Origin of the sequence: Paenibacillus sp. FSL R7-0273, assembly GCF_000758625.1 — a bacterium.
GTDB lineage: Bacteria > Bacillota > Bacilli > Paenibacillales > Paenibacillaceae > Paenibacillus_AQ.
Map to the genome: position 1 here is coordinate 702,057 of NZ_CP009283.1, position 26,639 is coordinate 728,695.

A 26,639-nucleotide genomic window follows, 5' to 3' on the forward strand; every position below is an offset into this window, starting at 1 on the left:
GAGACACAGGGAAATTAATATACGTGGACACCCGCACTAAGCACGGATTTGTTCTGTACGGAGTTGCCGGCCAGAAATACCTTGCGCAGATTCGGCAGCCGGCTCAGGACTTCTATATTGGAGATGGCATTGTTCTCCAGATGAAGCTCTTCAATCGCCTGCCAGTTGCCCATGAATTCCAGAGAAGCCAAATTGCTGTCCTGCAGGGTGAAGGAACGCAGCGCGGACAACTTTGCGAAATAAGGCAGCACCTGGTCAATGTCACTGACAGAGGTATTGTTTACGCTGAAATAGGGCTGATCTATGGTCAAGTGCTCAAGCACGCTGTTCGGCTCAGCTGCCTGTTGTGTGAAATTCAGCCGGCATTCCGAGCAGACCAGCGTTTTCACCTGTTTCAGACGAAATAGGGCATCGCTCTCCTTATACAGTGAGGAGTCGTAGAGACTTAGTGTCTGCAGGCGGGGCAAGTCGTCCAAGGCGTCAAGATGGGCCATTTCGTCGATCTCCCAGAGGTCAAGCTGCGTCAGCTCCGGGAATTTCCCCAGCCCGGTTATATTCAACTCCGAGCTCCCGCCCCGCAGCGTCAGGGCAGTTACGGCAGGCGCCTCCAGTCCGGGAAGGAGGGAGCCGGGGATTTCCACCCGCTGTACGCCCGGCAATGCCAGCGTCTCTGCCTTCTCGTAGTAACCGGACAACGTTAATTCCCGCAGAGAGGGCAGGCTGTTCACGGGCTCTACGGAGCTAAGCTGGCCTAGGGAAGCCAGGCGGAGTGCAGTAATGGAGGCCTTGCCGGCCAGACGCTCCAGGCTGGAAAAACTCAAGCTTTCGAGATCTAGTGTCTGCAAGGCAGGCATATTTTGCACAAAGTCGATGGACTTTACATTGCTTAAATAAGAAAGCTGAAGCTCCTGAAGCCGGGTTAGCGCATACAGCGGCTGCAGGTCTGTGGCTTCACTGTAATGGATGGCCAGTGAGGTTAGCCCGGTCATGGACGACAGCCACCCCAGTTCATCGACAAAGGTTAGTGAAAGAGATTTGAGCGGCAGCTTATTCAGCAGATGATAATCCGTTACGGACTCATCCATATAGGTAATGGACAGAGAGCTGAGATTGGGGAATTCAAGCAGCAGGGCTACTTCCTGATTGCTGCGAAGCTGGGTAGTAAGCTCTGTGATTTTCGACTTATCGCCAAAATAGCCGGAAAATCTGCTGAAGGATTCGTTAAAGGCCCCGCCATAGCTTTTTAAGCCTGCCATATGGGCAAAACTGGTTTTATCCGTCTGGGAGATTTCGTAGGTTCCGGTCAGGTTGAGCGCCGTTAGACCTTTAAAGGCTTCAAAATCCCGCTGATCAATCTGCTCTGCATTCAATCTCTTGTCCCGGGTAATATAAGTGATCTTCCCGGCCTGCTCATCGCTGAAGGGATCGGAGAGGCTGTAAGTAAATTGCCACTGGTCATCGTCCGAGCGCTCTACGGTTAAATAGCGCAGTCGGGCCAATTCCTCCTCTGTCGGCAGGGCAGACCCTTTATCGAAGATTTCCCGCAAAAAGGAGAGCAGGACCTCACTTTCGGGCATTGTCCGCACAGGCAGACTGGCCTCTATTTTTTGCTGAGGAGAGCTGAGACTGTAGTAGAAGTAAGTACTGACGGCGCCGGATAGGACCAGAAGCAGCAGCAGCACCAGCCTTAGGGAGACGGACGTTCTCTTTGCGGGCTTAGGAGGTATCCCGTGATAATGGTTAATAGTCTGATCCACATAGTAGACGTTATTTTGCTTTAACAAAAGCTCTGTCTGACAATAGGGACACTTGAGGATTGTACCTTCCTTGTATTCGATTCTTCCGCTGCAGTTGGGACAGTTTAACGGAATGAACGCCATGGGTGCCTCCTCCTTCATTATGTATGGGGCATAAGAGCATAGTTACACTTATTATATTGGGTTCAACTTCGTTATTCAAAGAGCTATAATGGATTCGACAGCAAAGCCAGAAGATCAGGAGCCCTCCAATGCAACCTAAACTAACCGGAACCCGCATCCATACCAGCACCAAAATGCTATTTTTTATATACTCCGTTGTATTAGCTTTGATTTGCTTATTTCAGAATGAGGTGATCGTTCCTCCGGCGCATTACCTGTTTATATTTGTGATCGGCAATATGCTGCTGTGCAGCTATTTGTTTTTTGCCAATCAAGCGAAGCCGGAATATTACATTCCCGTGCATCTTTTTTTATGGATGTTTTTATTGTATGACAGCCACTCTTATTTATTTTACGGCTCAGCGCTTATCTTTATCGCAGCTTCAATTTATTATATGAGGCGAAGGTCCATTCAGCCTTGGATTAAAATGATATATTATATTACCCTGTTAGCCAATCTGCTAGCGGCATTTGCTCTAAATCCGGTCCTATTATTTACGGTCTGTACCCTATACGCCATTGTGATGGTGCTGCATGCAGAGATGAATACGTTGCAAAAATGGAATGTGATTATATTAGGGTTATTACATAGCTTAGCGATTGCTGCTTGTGTGTCACCGGTGCTGTTCCCTTATCAGGAAAACACCATTTTCACATTGCCGGTGAGCTTTCTGATCTTTGTTATGTATGTGATGTCAGCGTCAATACAACAGGTGTTATTCCGCTTGCTCTACTCAGAAGCTATTATTTTCCTATGTATGACAGGTATGCTGTTTGGCTACTCCATAGCCAGCTATAAGCGGGTTTATGCAGGTGACAGCAGCCCATTCGCTGTTTATTTAGCAGGCAGCCTGATGTTATTAGTGATCGCATTTGCAGCATGCTTCCATATACAGCGGGTAATCCAGGCCAAGTATGCACTACTCCAGGACGGGCTGGGTGACTGGTTCGTGAAGCAATGGGAGGATGCACTAAGCCAGCAGGAAAAAGGGTTGTCCTGGTCCGGTTTTGATTCCAAGCTGGCCCCTATGTTTCCTAATGACGGTATTAGAATCCTATATAAACACAAGGCTGTGTATACCAGTGGGGTCTTTCTTGAACCGGAGTTTAAGTCAGGCAAGTCGCTTTATGCAGGAGAAGTCATGCTGATGATTCACGAAACCCATACACACCAGTCTTTTACGCCCGGGCAATATTATATGGCATACGCCTTAACCCGTTATATGCAGGACAAGCTTAGCCAATGGGAAGAGATGGGCAGGATGAAGCTGCCGGATGCTGACCAGGGCGGGAATTTCAGTGAGGAGCTGAGGTTCCGCAAAGAGGTGACGTATTATCTGCACGATAACATTCTGCAAAATATCATTGCGACCAAAAATATCGTAGCCACTTTACCAACGGAGCAGTCTGCGCTGAAGGAGCTGGCGGTAGAAACCTTGGGCGACCTGAATACGTCGATACGCTCGCAAATGCATGAGATTTATCCGTCTACCCTTGCTGACCTGTCTTTTGAACGGAACATTCATATCCTGCTTGATGAGCTGCGGAAGCGGTATGGCAGCATTCCGGCTCCCCATATTCAGTATGAAATTCTCGAGCGGATGGATGAGCAGTCTGCGTATTTATTGTACCGTACGCTGCAGGAGCTCCTGGCGAACACCTGTAAATATGCGGAGGCAGATCATATCTGGATTCATTTGTATACCGCGGACCACTGGATTATGGAAGTGAAAGAGGATGGCAAACCACTCGTGCAGGAGGACATGGAGGGAAAGATTAAGCATTTGGGGCTTTCCAGCTTGAGGCAGCAGGCGGGTTCGCTTGGCGGCGCTTTTGAATGGGCTCAGCATGAGGATTATAAATTGTTCATACTACGACTTCCAAGGAGAACATATGAAGGTACTCTTATTTGATGATCATAAGCTGTTTGCAAAAAGCCTGGAAATTGTCATGGCGAACCATATCGGTGAATTTCTGTGCTTCCAGACACCGGATAACATAACGGAAATTGTACAGCAGGAAAAGCCCGATTTGATTCTGCTGGATATTCATATGGGCGCGTATAGCGGACTCGATGTGTGCCGGGAGGTGCTGTACCATTTTCCTGAGCAGAAGGTCGCTTTCTTATCCGGATACAACCTGCATGAATACAATCTGGAAGCGAAGCGCATGGGGGCTAAGGGCTTTTTAGATAAAAATATGTCCGTCGAGCATCTGATCGACAGCATCAGGCAGCTCCAGCAGGGCGGCACCATCTTTATGGAAAATGAGGATGCTGTGATCGAGGAGCTGACCCCGCGTGAGAAGGAAATTTTGCAGTGTGCAAGCAACGGGGATACGCAGCAGGTGATTGCCGATAAGCTGTTTATCAGCAGACGCACAGTCAACAATCATCTAATGTCGATTAACGATAAGCTGATGGTGAACTCCACCGTTGCTGCCATTGTAAAAGGGATCGAGCTGGGCGTTATTAAGCTGTCGAACAATCGGTGAAAAGGAAAAAGGCATCCGCTTTGGATGCCTTTATTTATTGTACCAGTGCTGCGGATGTCTTTTGCGAGAAAACTAAGCGCTGAACACAGATTGCTGCGATCACAAGTCCGGCAGAGATGGCGAGCAGGATCACATTATCTTTAACCACACTGCCGAATGCAGAGTTGCCAGTCCAAGCCGCCAGCAAAGCATTTCGTCCGTAGATGACCGGATTAATATAATACACCAGCTTTTGCAGAAACTGCGGGAACATTTCAATCGGAAACGTTAAGCCGCCAAGGAACATCTGGAACATATAAAAGGCTAAGGAGATCGGATTATAGATAGAAGCCTTTCTCAGAATTGAGGTTAACAGGAACGTAACTGCAAAATGGAAAATCTCAATGACGGCAAGGGTAACAAGTACCGGGATGATATTTTGCATGGGGAATACGGTTCCCTTATAGAAATAAGTAAATACAATGAAAGCGACAATGACGATAAGCTGAAAGGCAAAGGTCGCCACGAATAAAGTGAAGGAGAAGCAGAGCTCGCTGACACCCATGAACTTGAATTTTTGCAGGTTGCCGCTTTCCCTCGCCTGTACATAAAACGTTCCGAACACGCTGATCACCGCATTGCCAATAATAATGATGATGTACAGCGGGATGAGCAGGTCAGATAAGGACGAGCCGCTGAACTCCACATTTTGCAGCATATATCCGAATAAAATATAAAAGCCGATCGGCATCAAGAAGGCCATAAGGACAGACGATTTATCTCTGAATAACAGCTTGAAATTATATTTGGTTAAGCTTATTACGGGTTTCATTTAGTTTCTCCCTTCTCATCCAGCTCATAGCCAATCATTGTTAGAAAAGCATCCTCAAACGTCCGTTTCTGCAGCTGGATATCGTATCCCCCGCAAATTTTCAGGTTATCGAATACATCCTTTTCGTTCTCTTCCTTGTATTCGATCATTACTTTATTGCTTTGCTGCTTATACGCATATTTTAGGGAGGAGAAGCTAAAGCTGGAATCCACAAGACAGGTCGCTATTTTATGCCCCGCAAAGGCAGCATTGATCAGATCAGGAACAGTCCCCTGCAGCTTAACCATACCCTGTTCAAGGACAATCACATAGTCGGACAAGTACTCCACCTCGTCTAAAAAGTGGCTGGTCAGCAGCATACTAACGCCCTTCTCCTTACGGATTTTGTTCAGAAGATCCCAGATCATTCTGCGGGACATAACATCCAGCCCTGTCGTAAGCTCATCCAGAATAATCAGCTTAGGATTGCCGATGGTCGCCAGCAGCACCGCGATTTTTTGCTTTTCGCCGCCGGACAGCTTCTCCAGATAGGAATTCTTAAAGGGCAGCATTTGCACACTTTGCAGCAGCTCATCCACCGTCTCCCGGCTATCCAGCAGTTCAATATAGAGCTGTACAATATCCTTTACTTTGGCGTTTTTTTCGAACGTGGACGTCTGAGTCTGCACCCTGATGTATTTATAGAGCTCCTTTTTATTAAAACCATATGTAATGGCGCCTTCATAGTTTAAGTTTTGCATGATGGCTTGAATCAAGGTGCTTTTTCCTGCCCCGTTATGCCCCACAATCGATACGATGCTGTTATCTTCGATAGAAAAGGAGGCTTTGGTCACCGCATTTTTATTGGCTTTATGGTAACGTATGGATACGTCCTGTACATTTAATATCATAGTTGATGGCTCCCTTCGTTGCTTACAAGAGCTATTCTATATGAATCATGAACAGGGGGCATGAGTAATTTGTGCAAAGTTAATATGCAATGAAGTCAAAGCCACTCGTTTTGCGTGTTACTCCGGCTTAGTCACTGCCATCTATACTTATTAATATAACGGATATAACCCCTTGCACTTTGATCGATTTCTGCATCACTGGCCTGAAAGGAAGCTCCGAACACAGCGAAATAGGGTAATGCAACTGCGCCTACATGGTTTGCGCTGGCTTTGAAAGGCGTCGTCACCTGATCTACGGTAAAAGAAACGGAGCCCTCAGGCAGATAATTTTCCTGCTTATCCCCGATGGACATGGCGAGGCCCAGCTTTTTCCCTTTTAGCCGGTCTCCTTTTGATCCGTAAGCCCATCCGTGAGTGAAGACATCATCAAACCATTTCTTCAATAAAGGCGGATAGCTGTACCAATACAGCGGGAATTGAAAGACAATATGCTCATGTGCCTCTAACCGTTGTTGCTCGGTTTGAACATTAATGCTCCAGTCAGGATACTCTTTGTAAAGCTCATGGAGGGTAACATCGTTTGGATATTGCAGCAGCTCTTCTTTCCATCTCAGGTTAACCCTTGAACCCTCCAGATTAGGATGCGCCAGAATCACCAGTGTCTTCATAATGAAAGCTCCTTTTAACCCGTATAGTTGATACCACCATTATGTTGCAGGCTTTGGCAAATGAAAATACACACAATAAAGTAAGATGGTTACCTCAAAGTGTGTACTAGACTCGACCAGACACGGAATGCGATAATAAATCTTTTAACTGGCTTGATAGATCAGCATGAACGGGGTGTTATTATATGAAGCAATATCATCTGGGCATAGAGGCGACTCTGGAGATTATCGGCGGCAAATGGAAGGCGTTGATTATATGTTTACTGATGTCCGGCACAAAGAGAACCAGCGAGCTACAGCACAGTATTTCCGGTATTTCGCAAAAGGTGCTGATTCAGCAGCTTCGTGAGCTTGAAAAGGACGGGCTGGTAAAACGGTTTGTCTATCAGCAGATGCCGCCAAAAGTCGAATATAGCCTGACGGAATATGGCGTTACAGCCAATCGGATCATTGACGTGATGTGCTCCTGGGGCAGAGAGAATATTCAGATTAGACAGGAACGGGGAGAAGCTATTATTTTGCTAGAGGAGCAGCCGCCGGGGGTCAGTAATTGATGGGGGGGAATAGCTTGGAGAAGAAGAGAGTCGCTCAGATTTGTGATAATAATGACAAAAAGGTTATAGCCCGTGGAATACTCGAGGCTCTGCCGGAGTGGTTTGGGATTCCGGAAACAAGAGAGGATTATATTCTGGAAAGTGTACAGCAGCCGTTTTTTGTGGCAAAAGAAAACCAGCACGCCATAGGATTTCTGTGTCTGAAAGAAACAGGTAAGGATACAGTAGAGCTTGCCGTAATGGGTTTCTAAAAGAATGAAAACGGTCCAAATGGGGCGATATGAGGAGTATGATCATACAAACCGATTTTATTTAGGCCTTGGTTTTAAGGAGCTGGAGGTGTTCCCGACACTATGGGGTGAACTGAACCCATGCCAAATATATGTGATGGCTATAAGCTAATGTAATGCCTGTTTGAAAGCGCTTAAACGAGGGGTGGCGGAGGAGACAACAGCGGCTGGAAGTCCAAACATTCTCTGGAGTCACATGCAATCCCAAAACAGCATAATATTAGTTCGATCTATATAACACAAATTTTAATTAAGAGGAGGAGAAGCAAGCTTGAGCAAAAATATTGTTGTACAGGGTTACTCTGAGATCCAGAGTGGAGAGTATGATGTAATTGACGTTATGGGCGCCGGACTGGTTCATGGCAATTTACACGCAGATGTAATTGATGTTAACGGATCACTTGAGGTTAATGGGAATATATCTGCTACCTCAATTGATGTGTTAGGAGGGATAACATGTAAAGGAGTGATCAGCACCCAAACTTTAGAGATTTCTGGAGGGCTGGAAGCTGAAGGACTTTTGGCTAAATCGATTACTATGAATATCTCTAGTGATACCTCGATTAATCATATTTCTGCAGAATTCCTGAAAATCACTATTAATCCTGGTTGCGGAGTACTCAAATTTGATGTATTGGAAGATGGCATTCTGCAGAAGAAAGAGCAGGAACATATAAAAGGGGGAGAGATTGTATTTCAACATGTGATATTAAAAGATTTCATTCTATATAGAACGTAATTAAGGTTATAACCTGACGAGGGGGCGATCCGCCGCTACCACAGCCCAAGTCCGTCGATGGGGTTAGGACTTGGGCTAACTTGGTGAGCCGAAATAACTGTACTTTCTGCAACTAAACCTGACTAATTAGCGCCGTTTTAGAATATAACTGCACTCTGTACACTTATATTTGCTGAAAATGCCCGAAACCGGCTTTTTCGAGGAAAATAGATGTACAGAATACATTTATTTTCTTATAATGATTCATTTTCTCTGTTTTAATTGTACAAAGTACACTTAAACGGATTTGACCCTGAACCCACTGACTGAGGTTAGTGTAAAGTGTCAGCCTATTCCCAGTAAGGTTTCCCGCTATAGAGGAACGATTGACCATTCATATAGGTACTAACCTCTCTGCTTGCTAATCTTCCAATATGATCAGGCAGCCATTCCTGCCAGTCAGGCAGACCCAGCCAGAAATTCATAGTTTCCAGCTGCGCTGCAATAAAAAAGCCCTCCAACAACTCAACATGGTTATCCGGTAACGGATAATACTCCGCATAGGATTGAAGCAGCTGTTCTCTAAATGCAGGATGGATATAGGAGAACGTCCAGCCAAGATCAACTAAATAGTATCCAAACCCGCAAGCGCCAAAGTCGATCGGCCGTACCTCTTTTCCATGAAACACCAGATTATTTGGAATTAAATCCGCATGAATCATTCCCCAATTGCCTGGAGCTCTTTCAATAGTGTTCATCATTGCAATGACTCGGTGACCGGCTTGCTGAAGAAGCGCTGTATCCTCTGCGTTAAGCATACCTGCATCAGACTGCTCTTCAAGCTTGTCCAGGGATTGCAGTATCCGGGAGCTGTCAAAGGAAGGGCGTTCAAATAAACCTGGGATGCTCCAATTCGAGGCTTGCCGGTGTAATTTACCCATCATTCCCCCTATAGCCGCCGCGTCCTCTACAGTAGGAATAAAGGGCTTCTGCTCACCCTCCACCCATCTTAGTAAAGTGCAATTAATATCGTCTACGTTCGTGATGAATTCCCCGCGGATATTCTTAAAAGGTGCCGGCACAGTTACATCTGTTTCCAAGGCCAGGGCTTGAAGCCAGACCATTTCAGAATCGATCACTTCCGGCTTACTCCAGAAGCTTTCAAGAGCATCCCCTTTGGATTGGTGCAGGCGCAGGCTGTAGCTGTTGTTGTCCATGTCAGTGACCTTATAGATCGTATTCCCGCTTTGTGCGATAAAATCAACCGACTTGCAAGTTATTGCGTAGTTACTTAAGGCCTTCTGAGCAGTATTCAAAAGATTAATCAAATCAACATCGCTCCTCGTTGTAATGGTATAAAATAACAATAGCATCAACTGGTTACTGGGAATGTGTAAGGGTTGGTTATAGTTGTTTTTGACTGTTTTTGGGACTGCAACGAATTGGCCTTTAAGAACAGTGCGTTTATACTTTGTTTAAACATTCCGGGGGGCGGTTCCAGGTTCCAGGTTCAAAAATGGGGTAACAGCTTAGGCATTCGTATTCCGAAGTCAGCTACTCTGGACGATATCCTATCCTGGGTCACACCGGGAAATCTCCATAAAGAGGTTTCTACTGGAGAGCAACAAGGACGGGAAATATGGTGATGGACGGGTACGTACCGGATCGCGGCGACTAGGGCCACTCGTTTGAAGTCATTATTCCGCACAATCAGCCCATCGAAGGAGTTATCCTTGCCGATCAAGTAAAGAGTTTAGACTGGCAGTCCTGGCAGGCAGCGTTCATCTGTAAAATACCGCAGGCAATACTATCAGAAGTTGTTGCTAAATTGGACTTGCTGATTCGCTGACTAGAGGGGCATACCCCCTCTTTTTTATTGGGTTATGATATACTTATGAAATGTCTACAATTAAATCATACTCAGGATAAAGCTTTATCCTGATACCCATAGAGAGGTTTCCAACATGACAACTAACTTTTGGCGCGATTTGCCGCGTCCCTTTTTTATATTGGCGCCGATGGAGGATGTGACGGATGTGGTGTTTCGTCATGTCGTAAGTAAGGCGGGCAGACCGGATGTGTTTTTTACCGAGTTTGCGAATACGGAGAGCTACTGCCACCCGGAGGGGCATCATGCGGTGCGCGGGCGGTTGACGTTTACAGAGGATGAGCAGCCGATTGTTGCGCATATCTGGGGAGATAAGCCGGAATATTTCCGGCAGATGAGCATCGGGATGGCGGAGGAAGGCTTCAAGGGCATCGACCTTAACATGGGCTGTCCTGTAGCGAACGTAGCCGAGAACGGGAAGGGAAGCGGCCTGATCTGCCGTCCCGAGCTTGCAGCGGAGATCATCCAGGCGGCGAAGGCCGGGGGACTGCCGGTCAGCGTGAAAACAAGGCTCGGGTTCACCGAAATCGATGAATGGCGCGGCTGGTTAACCCATATTTTGCAGCAGGATATTGTGAATCTGTCGATTCATCTGCGCACACGTGAGGAAATGAGCAAGGTGGATGCCCACTGGGAGCTGATTCCTGAGATCAAAAAGCTTCGCGATGAGATTGCACCCAATACCTTGTTAACCATTAACGGAGATATCCCTGACCGCCAGACTGGCCTGAAGCTTGCTGAGGAGTATGGGGTGGATGGGATTATGATCGGGCGGGGGATTTTTCAGAATCCGTTTGCGTTTGAGCAGGAGCCGAAGGAGCACAGTAGCGCGGAACTGCTGGATCTGCTGCGGCTGCATCTGGACCTTTATGATCAATACGCAGGACAGGCACCACGCTCGTTCAGCCCGCTTCAGCGGTTCTTCAAAATCTACGTCCGCGGCTTCCGCGGAGCCGGAGAACTAAGAAATACCCTGATGAATACCAAGTCAACGGGTGAAGTGCGTGCGCTGCTGGATGCTTTTGTGAGTAAGGAGCCTGACGAGGCGGAGAACGTATAGATATTTAACGGGTAAGGAGGATTACATGTCCTGGAGTAAATTGAAGCAGCAGCTGGAGGGCTTTCTGAGTCCTGCCTTAAACGGAAGGGTAGAATACCGCGCGCCGGGCTACCGTTATCTGCCTGATAAATCAGGGATCTGTTACATCTCGGTCGATAAAAAGAATCTGCTCAGCATGAGCGATAAAAGTAACCCGATCAGATGGTATCAGACAGAGCTGGACATCAAGAACGATCCGGGTATCCGGATTCCTGTCACAAGTGAGGACATTGAAGCAGTCAGACAAACCGTCAAAGGGCCAGTGCCGGAGGATCGCCTGATCGTCATGGCCGGCAGCCGAAAGAGCACAGAGCATGCCAAGGAGCTTTTGTCCGCCCAGACGGCATTAACGAAGTCGAATTTTATCGTGGTGGCTAACAAGTTTCTGGTCACTCCGATAGAGGAGAGTATGGAGAGCAGCGACCTGATGCTGAATATTCTGGCTCTGCTGGACAGACGGGTCGGCAAAAAGCGGATTCTAAGCATGGCCGGGAAGATGGAGCTGAAGCATCCGGCGGTGCAGTATTTTTATGAGCTGCGGCGGGGGACGTTGTGAGCCGCTACAAGCTTATTCTTTGATTTTCATTTCTCGGAGAAACGGACACCGTCCTGGTTAGGAAGGTGTCCGTTTCTGCTGCTTGTTATGGAAGGGAGGAGCCCAAGCACACTACCTGCCCTTATCCGTTTGCTCGCGCTTGCTGGCGGCCAGCATATAGCCTTGCCCACGAATGGTAATGATTCTCTCCGGATTAACAGGATCTGCCTCGATTTTTTTGCGCAAATTACTGATATGTACAGCGACCGTTCTCGTATCCTCCAGACTATCCATTCCCCAGACGAGATGAAACAAGGTATCGACGGTGACGACACGGTTAACGTTCTGGGCCATGTAGGAGAGCAGACTAAACTCTTTTTTCGATAAAAAGAGGGTCTTACTGCCTAGATTAACAGACTGTGCATAGAAATCCAGCGTCAAGCCCGGCAGCTCCAGCAGCTGCTCCCTTCTGCCTGCGGATACTCTGCGAAGATGAGCTTTGATCTTGGCCATAAGTACACCCGGGCTAAACGGCTTGGTCACATAATCGTCGCCCCCGTAAGATAACGCGCTGATTTTGATCTCGTCCTCCTCATGACTGCTCAGAAATACGATCGGCGCATTCGTGTAGCTGCGTGCGCTCCTGCACCAGTCAATGCCATTTTCATTAGCCAGCATTACATCCAGTACAATCAAATCCGGATCAAACGAGGTAAGCAGCAGCGTGGCTTCTGTCCCGCTGTGGCTATACGAGGCTACAAAGCCTTCCCGTTCGCAATACGCCTGAATAATCTCACAGATGTGGGGATCATCGTCGACGATCATAATTTTGTAAGTGTCTATCACGCCATCACCTTCCTGCTGCTCATATACAAGGCAGCGATACATAGAATATCGACCCCGTCTTGCCGTCGCTCTCTGCCCGGACGTTTCCGCCATGCGCTTGTACGATTTCCCGGCAAATCGCCAGCCCAAGCCCGCTGCCCTCTACGCCCTTGTCCGTGCCCGGCAGCTCTACCCGGTAATTGCGGTCGAAGATTTGCTCGAGCTGCTCCGGGGGGATGCCTGTACCGGAGTCCTGTATGCTAATGATTGCACAGCGGGCTTCTGTCTCTTTTGCCTCGTCCACGGTCAGTGCCAGACGCACCATCCCGCCGCTGGAGGTGAACTTCATCGCGTTCGACACCAGATTGAACAAGGCCTGCTCTAATCTTTGAGCATCTATCCGGACAACAGGCGAGCCGGATCGTTGATCTCCTTCCGTATATCCGATATCCTCCGTAGGTCCGGTATCCAGTACGAAATCCAGCCCAGCATCACGAACAACCAGCTCGTATTGCTCGAAGAAACTGCGCAGGAAGTCCATCACCCGCACCGGCTCCATCTGGTACGCTACCTGCCCCGTCTCCAGCTGCGACAGGAAGGACAACTCCCCGATCATCCGGTTAACCCTTATCGTGTTATCCCGGATATACTTCAGGTACTGTTCATTGCGCTCCGGCTTAACCCTATCCAGCACAGCCTCGACATAACCAAGCATGCTGGACAGCGGCAGGCGCAGATCATGCGTAATGTAGGCAAGCAGCTTCTTTCTGCCTTGCTCGGAGTGAAGCAGCCGCTCATACGACATGCGGAGATCCTCATGAGCTGCGGATAAGGCGTGTGTGCGATACAATACAATCTGCTCCAGACTGGAATTCATCTCAGTGAGCTTGTTGTTAGCCTCCTGCAGCTCACGTGCAATCCGCTCTTCGTTTGTTGCCGCCCTCGTAAACCTTGAAGACAACAGAATCAGCTGTGCGATCGTAAAGATCAGCAGCCCGAACGGAGAGGTATTCCCAATGATTGACCATTCATTGAAATATAAAAAATCGTTGATCACCGTAACCAGCGCCACCACCGACACGAGCAGGAAGATCAGTGCGCCTTCCATACGCCGTATGGCCGCCACAGCCAGCCCAACCATCAGATACGCCATTTGCAGCACAACGATAACACCAATCAGCACCAGCATTTTCGAATAGAGGAGTGCAGGGGTCAGCACAATCACCAGGCAAAGTAAGCCGGTTGCGATACGGGTGCTAAGCCGAAACCACCGCGACACAACATTCGGAAAAATGCATTCAAAGTACTTGGTGATAATATAACCGCCGAGGCAAAGCGTCAAATACTCAATCTTAAACTGCAATTCCCACGGAAAATGAGGAAACCATTGGGTAAGCATAAGCTCGCCGTTCAGGAGGGACCGGATACCGAATAACAAGGTGAACAGACCGAAGTACAGCGGAGCCCTGTCCTTGCGGCGCAGCATGAATAACAGCAGATTATACAAGCCTAACACGAGCAGGCTCGCGGTTATGAACATCTCAGAGGCAACCTTCAGCTGTGCCCTGGCCGCAAGCACATTGCTGCCGCCCAGCTCGATATCCTTAGTGATGCCGCCCCGCTTATGATGAAAGTTCGATACTTGCATAACCAGCTCTACCGTGTCGTTCCCGGGCTGGAAGAACACCAGCTTCGTTGCCAGACGCGGGTTCATGCCACTGTTGTCCTTACCTACAACACCAACTTCTTCGCGCAGTTCTCCGTTAACCCATAATTTATACGCATGAAAAATAGTAGGCAGTCTCAGGGCAAGCTGCTCATTCTGATCCTGCCCGCTAAGCCGGATGACCAGCCGAAAGGTGGCAAAGCCTTCTCCCTTCAGCTCTTGACCATCCAGCTTATAGCCTAACCAGGACTGGGGGATGCTGATATACCGGTCAGCTGTTTCCCCTCCTGTTATCCGGGTGTGTATATCCTCCGGCGAGAGCAGCTCCTGCCAGTAAAATGCCCATTCCCCCTGCAGCTTTTGCGGCTGCTTAATGATAGTATGCTGTGTTAAATCCAGAAAGCCTTGTTCACTTTGGAGCTTGGGGGCACCTGACGGTGTAGCCAGGATGGCATAGCTTGCAACCAGACCAATAACAACGGCTACAGCTATACGAAGCAGGATATTACGAGAACTGATCCGGAGAATCCCTCTCATGATGATGTCGACCCCAATCTGCAACATTCGCTGGAATATACTGATGTTCCTATAGATAGCCTTCTTAAAGGAGGCTGTATTCAAGCAGTAACCTTTATTATTATCGGTTTGAAATTGCCGGAATGTTGTATCCCGGTTAATTTAAAATTTAACTTTATTTCCATTAGCTACATATCTATAGTGGTTAACTGGGTCTTCTTTTAGATTGGTGAAGTGAGAGAGGTTATGGAGCCAGCCAATTAAAGTTTATCGAGTATGGAATGATTTTCACAAACGACAATACAATAGACCTGTGGTTCGGTTTACGGCCGAAACCGGTAAACTAAATAAGGGAGGCTTCCGATTTTGAAAAAAGTTCCCGCAAGAGCCGTATCGCTGCTGGTAGTTGTAGCAGTATTTCTATCCCTGTTCTTCACGAGCTTAACACCTGCAAACGCTGCCGCCAAAGGAGCATGGGCTCCAAATACTGCATATGCAGTAAATGATACCGTAACCTATAGCGGAAGTACGTATACCTGCCTTCAGGCCCACACTTCCCTCACCGGCTGGGAGCCGGCTAATGTACCTGCCTTATGGAAGAGTGGAGGAGGAACAACCACCCCGACCCCAACGCCACCTCCGGCAACAAACGGGGCCACCTTTTATGCAGATATCAATTATGGCGGGAAGGCAGTAACGCTTGGAACAGGTAACTATACACTGTCTCAGCTGAACGCTGCAGGCATTCCGAATGACTGGATGTCCTCGCTGAAGGTTCCTAGCGGCTGGACTGTTGAAGTCTATGAGAATGAAAACTTTGGAGGCACCAAATGGACTTATACAGCTAATTCCTCCTGGGTTGGCGACAATGTCAATGACAAGATGACTTCGGTTAAAATCTATATCGGCTCACCGCAGACCTCTGTAACCAAGCCTTCCGAGGTTCCAAGTCAAATCTGGACCTATGTAATGAATGTAGACAATAAGTTCGGTAAAGGCGGAGATTTTGCCCTCTTGCTAAGTGCGGTTATCAAGAAGGAGAGCAGCTTTGGAGCAGGCCTGCCGGGCAGCCCGTCAGCCGGAGACGGCTTGATGCAGGTGGAACCCAACACACGCAATGCCTATCTCTCACAATTCAGCGCCAAATTCGGCCGCACCTATAATCACAGCAGTGAACAGGACCAAGTAGCCTTGGGCGGACTGATTCTGGATGAAAAAATCTCCCGGTTCGGAAGCATCTATAACGGATTGCTGCACTATAACGGAGGGGATAACTGGTATCCGGGTGCTACCGATTCCTATGGCCGTCCTATCCTGGCCGATCAATATGCAAATGCCGTTTATGCTACCTATCAGGGGTACGGCGGTAAGAATTAATAGAATGGCAATAAGACGCTGGGGAGCTCCCTTGGCGTCTTTATTTTTATAAGCTGCGGCGGGAGGCGTTGTGAGGTAAACTGGTTCTAGCAGATTTTAAGAAAATGAGGGTTATGTCATGCCGAAACAAGATAATATGCTGGCCATTCTATGGATGCTGAACTCCGGCGTGAAAATAACGGCGAAGCAGCTCGCCGAGAAGCTGGAAATCAATATACGGACCGTGTACCGGTATATCGATGCATTATGTGCCAGCGGAGTGCCAATCATCTCCGACGCTGGGCATAACGGCGGATATAGCCTGCTCAGTAATGTGATTAGAGCACCGCTGCTGTTTGATATGGAGGAGAAGAAGGCGCTGCTGCATGCTGCTTTTTTTGCCAAAGAAGCCGGATATCCTATGACTGACGTATTGGACAATGCCGCAGCCAAGCTAAAAATGTATTCGAATCAGGAGCAGAAGCAGGTGCTTAGCCGCCATGTAGCAGGTGTTGAGGTTATAAATCATACGTTGCCTGCTGCTGTCCAGCCGGTGCTCGCGGAATTGGAATGGGCGGTAGCCAATGAATGCTCTGTAGAAATTGCTTACCGTACAGGCCGTGAGGAGCATGCCAAGAACAGGAGGATCGACCCGTATGGAATGGTCTACTGGAATAACAGATGGTACACGGTTGCCTTTTGCCACTTGAAAAAAGAGCTTCGCAGCTTCCGGGCCGACCGGATTCTGACGATCGAGCGTACGGCTGAGAGCTTTGAGCGCTTGGAGGGTTTCTCGGCCCGTGACAGCTTCCTGCATAATCTGCTGCCTGATGCAGCAGGCAAGGAGGAATGGATGGCTGTAAGGATAGAAGGTACGGCGGATGCGCTGGACGACCTGTGTATGCACTGGTTTCTGGGGCATCATCTGAAGGAGCGGACAGCGGGTCAGGCGATTTTTACCCTTGAGGAGGAGAACGTTCACAGGTATGTCCCTTCCTTTCTTCTGCCCTATGGGAAGTCCATTCAAGTGATGGAGCCGCAGAGCTTAAAGGACAGGCTCGTTGCTGTTGCAGCGGAGTTAATGGAATATTATCAGCAGTAACAGCTTCACTGACAGCGGATGTCAGTGGAGCTGTTTTATTATGGAGGTAATCACGAAAAGGGGGATTTATCAATGAATCAAACTGTATATCTGTATGTTTTGGACACTATGGCGGACTGGGAAATCGGCTACCTGACTGCCGAGCTGAACTCAGGAAGATACTTTAAGAAGGGGCAAGCCTCCTCTAAACTAGTCACCGTAGGGCTAGACAAGAACCCTATAACTACAATGGGCGGATTAACCATAATGCCTGACATCACACTGGAGGAATGCAGCCCTAGCAGCGGAGATATGCTGATTCTGCCGGGTGGAGAGACATGGACAGATTCGATCCACGAGCCTATCCTGCAGGCTGCCGGGAGATGTCTGGAGGACAATATAGGGGTTGCGGCGATTTGCGGAGCTACAATGGGGCTGGCCCGGACAGGCCTGCTGGATACCCGTGCTCATACAAGCAACGATCTGGAGTATCTTAAAATGGTCTGCCCGGCATACACAGGCGAACAGCACTATAAGCTGCAGCCTGCGGTAACGGACGGGAAGCTGATTACTGCCTCTGGAATAGCTCCGCTGGAGTTCACTGTTCATGTCCTGCGGGCCCTGGATGTATTCCCGGACCAAACGTTAGAGGCCTGGTATAACCTGTATAAGACTCAGGAGCCAAGGTATTTCTATGAGTTGATGAGTCATTCATAGAGCAATGTATAAGGCACTTCCTCCAAACACCTGCAATAATATTGACAATCTAGCAAACTGCATAAATGCAATATTGACCTATGGAAAATAAAGGAATAGTATAGGTGTAAATGGTTTTGAGAGGAAGTGTAGACGTTGCTTGAACTCGATGGTATAGCTGCCGATTCACTTGTAGACATGATAAAGCTATCTTTTTCATGGGAGAACTGGCCAGCCGTAATTGAGGTGTCAGATAAGCTATTCGAAGTGATTGCCATCACCTACGATACCTCGCAGAATATCATCGGGATGTCTCCCAAGCCGCAACTGAAGAGAAGCATTGTATACTATTTTGGATATAGCCTATTAATGAAGGGGGTGGGGCACCAGAAGACGGGACAGTACGCAGAATCAAGAAGATGTATTAACCAGTATAAGGATTTGAGCTGGATTAAGCCATTAGATGAAGAGGGATATGCGGAAGTCCATTTCTACAAAAGCATGGCTGCCGCCAACGGCTATGTCATTGATTTGCTTGAGGGCAACGCCGGAGTTCTGCAGGGATATGTCCGTTTTCTGCAAACGCTGGCGAAGAAGGAACTATTGAACGGGATGCTAACCGTGCTAGAGTCCGCAATCAAATTTAACTACTCTATCGATTGGGTGCTCGAGCTGTTCAAGGACCAGATTGAGGAGATCAGCAGCAAAGAGAAGAGAGAAGACGTCCGAAGCTACGTGGATTACAAGTATTTACTCGCAACCTATTTATATAGAAGAAATAATATCACCGATGCGCTAAATGGAATACTAGATATTTTACAGATATGTAGTAAACTAGAAGATGAGGCGGGATTTAGAAAATCCGTCGCCTTCTACGAGCTTATCCGAAACAAGGCATCAGATTCACAGCAAGAGATGTATCAAGGGATTATAAAAAATATCTTAGAGAGGGAGTTTTTATATGACGAAGAAGATATCCTTGTTGCTGACAACGCTGTTGTTCATTAGTGCAGTTGCGATCGGAGCCTCAGCTAGCGCTGATGCGGGTGTGAAAGTGAAGGCAGGCACTGGCGGGTTTACTGTTAATAATCATGGGACTGGGCATTAAATATAGATTTGATGAGAGGCTCCGCGGATGCGGGGTCTTTTTTTGTTGGGGGAGGTGAGTGATCATACTATTAGGCGATCTGTCAGTTTCGACGGGCTCTGTTTGATCATTCGTGAAAGCTGCATATAATGCGAGGCTCATGAAACAAATATATTAATGAGGTATCGCCATTAGTGTAAAGCTCGCTGAACATGCTTTAAAGTCAGGTAATCTAATTGAGGTATGATATAATAAGACGTTATCGAATATGAAGGAGTGATATTATTGTCAAAGCATTACACCGAAGACGAAAAGGTAATTCTAGATTGGGTAACTTCAAAAATTTCTCACCCTGATGAAATGAAAGCAATTACTCCATCATTGTCACGAGTTTTTGATCGAACTGATGGTGCTATACGACATCAAATAGAGGATAGAAAGAAAGCTCAAGGATTAAAAGGATGGATCATTCCAGAGTAATATGAATATATTAATTCTTATGAAACATTGAAAGGACAAGAACGTAGTCTCTTACTTTTTTATATATCTCCAACAACAGATTTTAGGCCGAGCTGATATCAGTGACCTCTGGTTCCGTGGGGCTTTTTCTAGTTTTGCTGGTTAACTTTTGAATAGCTTTTAATTGTCCTTTTTTAGACTTATTAACACTTGAAAACTTTAAGTAATGGTTCCGTAAACTGGGGAACAATAAGGAGGGGAATCTAAAATGATTCCGCCCTTATTTATTATGAAGAGAGAAATAATAACATAGCTTTATTTTTTGCGCTTTATTTGGTATAAACGATACATTTCTAATTCTTCCTGTAGTCTATGCGCCTCTTCCGTTGTTAATTCATCTAGTTTATTTTGTCCAAAGAAAATATAAGGTGGACGCTCCTCTTTTAGTAAATCATCTAGATTTACTTTCTCCTCCCTTCCAAGTAGAAAATCCACAGTCACCTCAAAAATGTCAGCAATTCGTACTAGAGTGTTTAGATCTGGGACTCTCTTTCCTGATTCATAACCAGATACTGATACTTTTGTAACTCCGATAGCATCACCAAGCTGTGACTGTGTAAGGCCATTTTGAACCCTTAATGTTTTTATTCTTTCGGATATTAGCATATCACCCACCTCAAAAATATTTTACTCTAAAGTTAACGAAAGGTTAACAAGAAAGTATTGATGTTAACTAATAGATAACTTATAATCAATGTTAACTATTAGTTAACTCATTCTTGGTGGGAGGTTTTGAATTGAAAAGGATAGTTTTCTTGTCTGGAGGGATCGGAAGTTGGGCCGCTGGAATGCGTGTAATGCAAAAATACGGTAGTGAAGATATTATCAATTTATTTACTGATACTAAAAAGAAGAATGATCAACATCCTCATCGTGGGGAGGATCAAGATCTATATCGGTTTTTGAGTGAAAGCTGGGGTTATATCGGTGGAGAATTGGAATGGATATCTGTGGGGAAACATATATGGCAAGTTTTTGAAGAAGCAAGATATATGGGAAATACAAGACATGATCCATGTAGCAGAATTTTAAAGAGAGAGGCTGCAAGAAGTTGGATTGAAAAGAGGTTTTCTCCTGATGAAATTACATTATACCTTGGAATTGATTGGACTGAAGAACACCGTGCAAAAAAGTGCGTAGATTATTGGAAACCATATAATGTAGAGTTCCCACTGATAGACGAACCTTACTTATCCAAAGGCGATATGTGCGATTGGGTAGAAAGATATGGGGTTAGAAGACCACGTTTATATGATATGGGGTTTTCTCATAATAATTGTGGAGGATTCTGTGTAAAGGGAGGTCAGGGACATTTTTTCAATCTGCTGAATCAAATGCCAGAACGATATGCTTATCATGAAGCAAAACAAGAAGAGCTATTTTTAGTTATTGGTAAAAGAGTTCCTTTCATTAGAAAATCAATAGATAAAGAGATAAGTTATTTAAGCCTAAGAGAATTCAGAGAGAAAATACAAAAAGATGAAATGAATAACAATCTGAAAACAATAGATTTGAATGACATTGGTGGATGTGGTTGCTTTAATGATTTATGAAAGTAAATGATTTCAAAGAATACAGAACATAAGTTCTTTAAGGTTCTGTCCAACTTCAATACAATAGTGTATAATTACTCCTGGAGATAGTTCTCCAGGAGTAATTATTGTAGAAAGGAAGAGCTACATAATATGGCTTACGCTAGACATCAAAGTTTTTATATAAGAGATAAATGGTTCAGTAAAGGACTAAAGGCAGTAAAACAAAACAATAGATTTTTCTTTAATGATTATGCATTTGAGACAGTTGGATTAGGGAAGAATATGCTTGAATCTTTGAAGTATTGGTTATTTGCCTTTGACGTTCTTGAAGAAACGATAGTTGAAGGTCAACGAATACACTCTCTTACAGAGCTAGGTGAGATTTTGTTTCAACATGATCGGCTTTTGCAAAAAAATGAATCATTGGCTATACTCCACTATCACTTAGTGAGAAATACAAATGACTACTCTACAGTTTTTGATTGGTATTTTAATCGATATAGAGAAACATCTGTCAGTAAGCCAGATTTACTGAGTTCCTTTATAACTTGGGTTAGTCAAAATGAAGTGAAGGAAATATCAGAGAATTCTTTAAAACGAGACATAGATTGCTTAATTCAATTTTACACAAAAACACCGGATGAAAATGACCCAGAGGATGGTATGTTTTCCCCGTTTTCAAAATTAACCTTAATGAAGAGCGAACGCTCAGGTGAGGGTTTCGACACAATCAAGAAAATCACCCCTGAACTTAATGTAATTGAAATAGTACCGCTTTATTACATCCTTCTTAACTCTGATGCTATTCCAGAAGATAGGCTTATTAGTGTAGATGAGATCGTAAAGGGTGATAACTTGTGGGGGAAGATATTTAATCTATCTCGAAATAAAGTAGTAGAAGCATTAAATATTCTTACTAACCATGAAAAGTACCCTATTGAGTATGTTAGAACAAATAATTTAGATTACATTAGACTACCAATGATAACGTCAGTTGAATATATTAAGAGTGAACTCTTGAAAGGATGACCTATTAGAAATGGCTTTTAAGTCTAGTATTAACATAAAATTCGACCTAGGGAATGCTGAGTTAATAACCCGTTACATCCCGACGCCGTCTCATGCTGAGGCAATGAAAGGGATAATTAATGGTTTTACTACTGATACTAATAGTGCTCACATTATTGTTGGTCCATATGGTACGGGAAAGTCTCTGTTAGCTAATGTAGTTGGAAGTATCGTTTCGAAAATGGCTAGTGCTTATGAAATTGATTCATTAGCTGGAAAGTTCGAACAAGTTGATGATCAAATTGCTTCGAAAATAAAAGATATTAGTAAATTGTCAACAACTTATTTGCCAATCTTATTGAGTGGTAATGAAGGAAGATTTAGACACTCTATTTTATCGGGGATTTTGAAAAAACTTAAAGAAAAAGGGATTGACGTTGTACTGCCGGGATTGTCCACAAAAATTATTAAGTCAGTAATGACGTGGAATCGAGAATTTCCTGACACTTATCAAAAATTTTGTGTTCAATTGGAGAAAGATGGAAGAAATTCGGATAATTGGATTGAAGAGATAAAAAAACAAAGTGAAGTAGAAATGAAATATTTTTCAACGATCTATCCATTTCTTACTGCTGGAGCTACTTTTGATATTGATTATGACTATAGCTTTCTATCACAGATGGAGTATTTAGCAAATATTCTTAAAGATAATAATCTGGGTGTATTTATCATTTATGATGAATTCGCAAGATTTTTACAAGGATTGAACCCTGCTAAATTTAATGAAGCAATGCAAGATATTCAAGATCTTGCTGAATTGGCTAACAGAATGAGTTCCATACACTTGTTACTAATCACTCACAAAAGTCTACGCTATTACTTCAGTTCAAATAACGATGATGTAGCAAAAGAATTTCAACGTATTGAGAAGAGATTTAATCAATATTTGGTAAAAAGTGACCAAATTACTTTTTTGCGGATCGCTGAAATCATACTAACAGAAAATATCGATAAAAAGCCGTTTATAAGTTCTGTAGAGTTCAATAGTACAAAGGGGATGTTGAGAAAGTATCCTCTTTTTCCAAGTATTAATCAAACAGAGCGAGATGAACTGGTCGTTCGAGGAATGTTCCCACTTCATCCTGTAGCAATATTTTTACTACCAAACCTGACTCGAGTATTCGGACAGAATGAGAGAACACTGTTTACCTTCCTGGAAAGCCAAGAGACTGGTGGCTTACTAAACCATATTAATAAAACTAATGATTATTATTTAGCTCATCAGTTGTTTGATTTTTTCTTTCCGGACTCTTACGATATTGGAAATGATGATTTTTCTGAACATATTCTTCTCTATAAAAAAGCAGTGGCTCGCCTACCGGAGGGGTTTTTAAACAAGAAGTCGGCAATGAAATTAGTTAAGATTATTACCCTTTGGAATTTGTGCGCAGTACAAAATGAGCAAAAATTAAATACAGAATTCTTAGAATTTGCAACGCAAGTTAGTAAAGGTGAGCTGTTAGAGATTCTAGAAGAATTAAGCAAACATAAGGTCATCCGATTTAACCGAGTGAATGATTATTGGGAATTATTTGCAGGTAACTCGGTTGATCTACAAGAAAAGTTAGATCATGAGAAGCAATTGTTAAAAATAGATTCAGAAAAAGAAATAGAAGTGCTTCATACCAACCTGGTGAAAAAGTTTTACTTCCCAGAACGATACAACGACGATAAGGGAATGATGCGTTTCTCTGCAGTAAGAATTGTATACGGACGAGATATTATTGAAGGAAATTGGAATATAGGGAATCAGACGCATGATCTACTCATGTATTATGTATTAGCAAATGACCAAGAAATGTATGAATCATTAGACTTTATCCTACAAGATTTAAGCATAGGATCGAATAAAGAGTTATTCTTCCTACATCCTAAACCTGTATCAGAGATCTTTCCTGAGATTTACAATTATATAGGATTGGATTTATTAAGAAAAAACAAGACTTTACTCTCTGAAGATAAAGGTATTAAAGAAGAGTTAGAGGTACTTATTAATGAGACAAAATATAGACTCTCTCTATATTTATCAAATATAGCTTCTTTCAACGAAGAAAAGAATTGGTATATCTCTGGAAAGAAGGTAACTATTACATCTGAATTTGAGCTGGCTGAAATACTCTCAGATAAATGTTACGAGTTTTACAATTGTACACCTGTAATTTTGAATGACAGCTTTAATAGGAATGTGGTTTCGGGAGTTCAGAGAAATGCAGCAACTCAGTTAATTGATAAAATAATCGAGGATCCACGCAGTCCACACTTTGGAGTCACAGGGAACGGACCTGATTATGCTTTATTTGCTGCCATTTTTAAAAATAATGACAGGTTTGATGTGAATGTTAATAATTTGGACTATTTAAATATAACGAATGGATCATTTTTCGCGCTTAGGTCAAAGTTAATTGAACTATTGGAAAATAATCCATCGGGTAATTTTAAAGATATAATTAGGCTGTTTATAGCTCCGCCCTTTGGTATTAGAAAACCGTTGATTCCGATTCTTTTTGTGTCCTTAATTAGGGATCGTTGGAATGAGTTTATGTTATATCGCAATGATATGTTTGTCCCAGGTATTAATGGTGCCAAATTATTCGAAATTATAGTGGAGACAGGTGCAGAGAACTACCAGTACGTTTATGAACACATAAATGATTCTTATGTTGAATTTTTCAATGTTATTGAGGTCTATTTTGTTAATTCACTAGAAACTCGATTAAATAACCAATCTAGACTAATATTTATTTGCGGGACTCTATTGAAATGGTTTAGGTCTCTTCCTAGGATTACGCAAACCTCAGTTAATGTGGATGAAAAATTTATGGAATTCAGAGATCTTATAAAAAGGTCTGAAGTGGATCCTCAACAGTCGATTGCACAGCTATTACGCCAATACCAACACAACCCAGATGGGTTGCTAGCTATTAAACATTATGCGGAGAACTTCACTATATTACTAAAGAAGAAGCTAGCTAATAAAACATTGCAAATTGTGGGAGTTGGTAACTTTGAAGGCTTAGAAGACTGGGTTGAAATCCAGCGTGCTGAAGGAGCGTATTCAATTAATAAGCTTCCGAGTAAAATCTTCACCGCTCTTTCCAATGAAGAGGAAGAAACTTGGATAGAACATTTTTCTGAGGGATACGTTGGAGTAAAAGTAGAAGATTGGTCGGATACCACTTACGACTTATTCTTTATACAACTGAGTCACGATTTAGAAGAACTGACCTTGACTGAGCGCGAAATCGAAAAAAACAATTTGAATATGGTCGCAATTCAAATAAATAATCATAGGAAGTTAATAAACAAGGTGGATCTGTCTGTTAAATCAGTAACTGTATACTCAAATTTAGAAAGAATGGTAAATAACGCTGGGAAAAATGTGCCACGGCAAGAACTTGAATACCTTATTTATCAACTGTTTGAAAATTACGTAATAAAATCGGAGTGATACTATGGACACCCAAGAAAAAAAGATTGTACATGTTGCGATGTTTAGCGGCGGAGCTGGGAGTGCATTTGTCGCAAACCATATGGTACAAACGTATGGCAAAGAAAATTGCATTTTATTTTTCACAAATACTCTGTGGGAAGATGATGATAATTATCGGTTTATGGAGGAAATATCAAACCATATAGGCTTAGAAATCACAGAGAGAATTGACGGAAGAACGCCGGAAGAAGTATTTTATGATGAACGTTTTCTTGGTAATGCCCGTTTGGCAAAATGTTCAGAGGAACTAAAAGTAAGGCAAACTATACTTTTCTTAGAAGATGAACTAAGGAATCAAAAGAACCTAGAGCCAATCCTTTATTTTGGAATTGGTCCCCATGAGAGTCACCGTGCAGTTAACCTTAAGGAGTTTTATGAACATTTTCCATTAGATCCTATAGAAACGCGTTTTCCGCTAATTGATTTATTCAGAGAGGATCTTGATGCAAAAGGAATCATTCGAGACGAATGGGGGATTGAGTTGCCTCGAATGTATAATATTGTAGAACAATTAGCGGAGAAAGAAAATAATGAAAATGCAAAATTAGCACTGAAATATGGGATAAAGGGGTTCTCCCATGCAAACTGTGCAGGCAGATGCGTACGCGGTGGATTCCAGCATTATGCGCTTCTATATGCTATCTGGCCAGAAAGATACCGAGAACAAGAAGAGATGGAGGAGCGTTTTAGAGCCAGTTTTAAGAAGAATGTATCAATTCTTAAAAAGAATGGTGGTTCCTATACTATGAAAGAGTTCCGTGAAGTTATGGAAGCGGAAGGGTTTGAAAAGTTCCTATTTAAAGCGGATGCGGATATCCCATGTGTATGTTCGTTCTCTTGAATTCTCATAAATTTAGAAGAAGCCTTCACTAAGGGAGGCTTCTTTTTATTTGGGTATTTTCTTTTAATATTAGAAGATTTAGATGTGAATTTAG

The 26,639-nt window shown here is 44.2% G+C and carries 24 protein-coding genes; 16 read left to right on the forward strand and 8 right to left on the reverse strand.

Features of this window, described 5'->3' with window-relative positions:
- Window positions 1-14 precede the first annotated feature (14 nt).
- Window positions 15-1,880 carry a leucine-rich repeat domain-containing protein gene (locus R70723_RS03075; RefSeq protein ID WP_039869699.1) on the reverse strand — a complete coding sequence of 622 codons (1,866 nt, stop codon included), beginning with the start codon at window positions 1,878-1,880 and terminating at the stop codon, window positions 15-17.
- An 893-nt stretch (window positions 1,881-2,773) separates the two neighbouring features.
- Between R70723_RS03075 and R70723_RS33205 the strand changes: the two genes are divergently transcribed.
- Complete coding sequence (locus tag R70723_RS33205) at window positions 2,774-3,832, forward strand: sensor histidine kinase (protein ID WP_144027145.1); 1,059 nt, start codon at window positions 2,774-2,776, stop codon at window positions 3,830-3,832.
- The gene (locus R70723_RS03085; protein ID WP_039869704.1) at window positions 3,813-4,412 is read left to right on the forward strand and encodes a response regulator transcription factor; all 600 of its coding nucleotides are present in this window, start codon (window positions 3,813-3,815) and stop codon (window positions 4,410-4,412) included. Before R70723_RS33205 ends, R70723_RS03085 begins: the two co-directional genes overlap by 20 nt.
- Before the next feature lie 34 nt (window positions 4,413-4,446).
- On the opposite strand, the gene R70723_RS03090 is transcribed toward R70723_RS03085, so the two are convergent.
- From R70723_RS03090 to R70723_RS03100, 3 genes are all read right to left on the reverse strand, one after another.
- Entirely contained in the window at window positions 4,447-5,223 is a 777-nt protein-coding gene (locus tag R70723_RS03090) for an ABC transporter permease (RefSeq protein WP_039869707.1), read from the reverse strand.
- Complete coding sequence (locus R70723_RS03095; RefSeq protein WP_039869709.1) at window positions 5,220-6,113, reverse strand: ATP-binding cassette domain-containing protein; 894 nt, start codon at window positions 6,111-6,113, stop codon at window positions 5,220-5,222. Before R70723_RS03095 ends, R70723_RS03090 begins: the two co-directional genes overlap by 4 nt.
- Window positions 6,114-6,244: 131 nt before the next feature.
- Complete coding sequence (locus tag R70723_RS03100; protein WP_039869711.1) at window positions 6,245-6,781, reverse strand: NAD(P)H-dependent oxidoreductase; 537 nt, start codon at window positions 6,779-6,781, stop codon at window positions 6,245-6,247.
- 185 nt (window positions 6,782-6,966) lie between these two features.
- On the opposite strand from R70723_RS03100, the gene R70723_RS03105 reads away from it, so the two are divergent.
- The 3 genes from R70723_RS03105 (at window position 6,967) to R70723_RS03115 (ending at window position 8,364) form a co-directional block, all read left to right on the forward strand.
- Entirely contained in the window at window positions 6,967-7,335 is a 369-nt protein-coding gene (locus tag R70723_RS03105) for a winged helix-turn-helix transcriptional regulator (protein ID WP_039869714.1), read from the forward strand.
- 14 nt (window positions 7,336-7,349) lie between these two features.
- Window positions 7,350-7,586: a hypothetical protein gene (locus tag R70723_RS33695; RefSeq protein ID WP_197071791.1), complete on the forward strand. Its 237-nt coding sequence runs from the start codon at window positions 7,350-7,352 to the stop codon at window positions 7,584-7,586.
- A 310-nt stretch (window positions 7,587-7,896) separates the two neighbouring features.
- On the forward strand, window positions 7,897-8,364 hold the full coding sequence (locus R70723_RS03115; protein WP_039869717.1) for a bactofilin family protein: 468 nt from the start codon (window positions 7,897-7,899) through the stop codon (window positions 8,362-8,364).
- Between the two features lie 329 nt (window positions 8,365-8,693).
- Here the strand turns inward: R70723_RS03115 and R70723_RS03120 are convergent, their stop codons facing one another.
- Window positions 8,694-9,671, reverse strand: a complete 978-nt coding sequence (locus R70723_RS03120; RefSeq protein WP_039869719.1) for a phosphotransferase enzyme family protein — start codon at window positions 9,669-9,671, stop codon at window positions 8,694-8,696.
- Between the two features lie 636 nt (window positions 9,672-10,307).
- Between R70723_RS03120 and R70723_RS03125 the strand changes: the two genes are divergently transcribed.
- Both R70723_RS03125 and R70723_RS03130 read left to right on the forward strand, forming a co-directional pair.
- Window positions 10,308-11,291, forward strand: a complete 984-nt coding sequence (locus R70723_RS03125; RefSeq protein WP_039869721.1) for a tRNA dihydrouridine synthase — start codon at window positions 10,308-10,310, stop codon at window positions 11,289-11,291.
- 25 nt (window positions 11,292-11,316) lie between these two features.
- On the forward strand, window positions 11,317-11,886 hold the full coding sequence (locus R70723_RS03130) for an SF0329 family protein (protein ID WP_039869722.1): 570 nt from the start codon (window positions 11,317-11,319) through the stop codon (window positions 11,884-11,886).
- Window positions 11,887-11,997: 111 nt separating this feature from the next.
- Here the strand turns inward: R70723_RS03130 and R70723_RS03135 are convergent, their stop codons facing one another.
- Window positions 11,998-12,711: a response regulator transcription factor gene (locus tag R70723_RS03135; RefSeq protein ID WP_231574816.1), complete on the reverse strand. Its 714-nt coding sequence runs from the start codon at window positions 12,709-12,711 to the stop codon at window positions 11,998-12,000.
- Window positions 12,712-12,730: 19 nt separating this feature from the next.
- On the reverse strand, window positions 12,731-14,893 hold the full coding sequence (locus tag R70723_RS03140) for a sensor histidine kinase (RefSeq protein WP_039878194.1): 2,163 nt from the start codon (window positions 14,891-14,893) through the stop codon (window positions 12,731-12,733).
- A 345-nt stretch (window positions 14,894-15,238) separates the two neighbouring features.
- On the opposite strand from R70723_RS03140, the gene R70723_RS03145 reads away from it, so the two are divergent.
- The 5 genes from R70723_RS03145 to R70723_RS33210 all read left to right on the forward strand — a co-directional run bounded on the left by R70723_RS03145 (window position 15,239) and on the right by R70723_RS33210 (window position 19,572).
- Window positions 15,239-16,249 carry a carbohydrate-binding protein gene (locus R70723_RS03145; protein ID WP_231574817.1) on the forward strand — a complete coding sequence of 337 codons (1,011 nt, stop codon included), beginning with the start codon at window positions 15,239-15,241 and terminating at the stop codon, window positions 16,247-16,249.
- A gap of 118 nt (window positions 16,250-16,367) precedes the next feature.
- On the forward strand, window positions 16,368-17,330 hold the full coding sequence (locus tag R70723_RS03150; protein ID WP_039869726.1) for a helix-turn-helix transcriptional regulator: 963 nt from the start codon (window positions 16,368-16,370) through the stop codon (window positions 17,328-17,330).
- A 72-nt stretch (window positions 17,331-17,402) separates the two neighbouring features.
- Window positions 17,403-18,026, forward strand: a complete 624-nt coding sequence (locus R70723_RS03155; protein WP_039869727.1) for a type 1 glutamine amidotransferase family protein — start codon at window positions 17,403-17,405, stop codon at window positions 18,024-18,026.
- Between the two features lie 135 nt (window positions 18,027-18,161).
- Window positions 18,162-19,013 carry a hypothetical protein gene (locus R70723_RS03160; protein WP_039869729.1) on the forward strand — a complete coding sequence of 284 codons (852 nt, stop codon included), beginning with the start codon at window positions 18,162-18,164 and terminating at the stop codon, window positions 19,011-19,013.
- Window positions 19,014-19,377: 364 nt separating this feature from the next.
- Complete coding sequence (locus R70723_RS33210) at window positions 19,378-19,572, forward strand: hypothetical protein (RefSeq protein ID WP_144027144.1); 195 nt, start codon at window positions 19,378-19,380, stop codon at window positions 19,570-19,572.
- 294 nt (window positions 19,573-19,866) lie between these two features.
- On the opposite strand, the gene R70723_RS03165 is transcribed toward R70723_RS33210, so the two are convergent.
- Window positions 19,867-20,217 (reverse strand): helix-turn-helix domain-containing protein, encoded by a 351-nt coding sequence (locus tag R70723_RS03165; protein WP_039869730.1) that lies wholly within the window; start codon window positions 20,215-20,217, stop codon window positions 19,867-19,869.
- 131 nt (window positions 20,218-20,348) lie between these two features.
- On the opposite strand from R70723_RS03165, the gene R70723_RS03170 reads away from it, so the two are divergent.
- The 4 genes from R70723_RS03170 (at window position 20,349) to R70723_RS03185 (ending at window position 26,545) form a co-directional block, all read left to right on the forward strand.
- A complete protein-coding gene (locus R70723_RS03170; RefSeq protein ID WP_039869732.1) occupies window positions 20,349-21,164 on the forward strand; it encodes a hypothetical protein in 816 nt (271 codons plus the stop codon).
- A 132-nt stretch (window positions 21,165-21,296) separates the two neighbouring features.
- Window positions 21,297-22,175 carry a DUF4007 family protein gene (locus tag R70723_RS03175; RefSeq protein WP_039869735.1) on the forward strand — a complete coding sequence of 293 codons (879 nt, stop codon included), beginning with the start codon at window positions 21,297-21,299 and terminating at the stop codon, window positions 22,173-22,175.
- Window positions 22,176-22,185: 10 nt separating this feature from the next.
- Entirely contained in the window at window positions 22,186-25,662 is a 3,477-nt protein-coding gene (locus tag R70723_RS03180) for a DUF6079 family protein (RefSeq protein WP_039869737.1), read from the forward strand.
- Window positions 25,663-25,666: 4 nt separating this feature from the next.
- The gene (locus R70723_RS03185; protein WP_039869739.1) at window positions 25,667-26,545 is read left to right on the forward strand and encodes a hypothetical protein; all 879 of its coding nucleotides are present in this window, start codon (window positions 25,667-25,669) and stop codon (window positions 26,543-26,545) included.
- The last annotated feature ends 94 nt before the right edge of the window (window positions 26,546-26,639 follow it).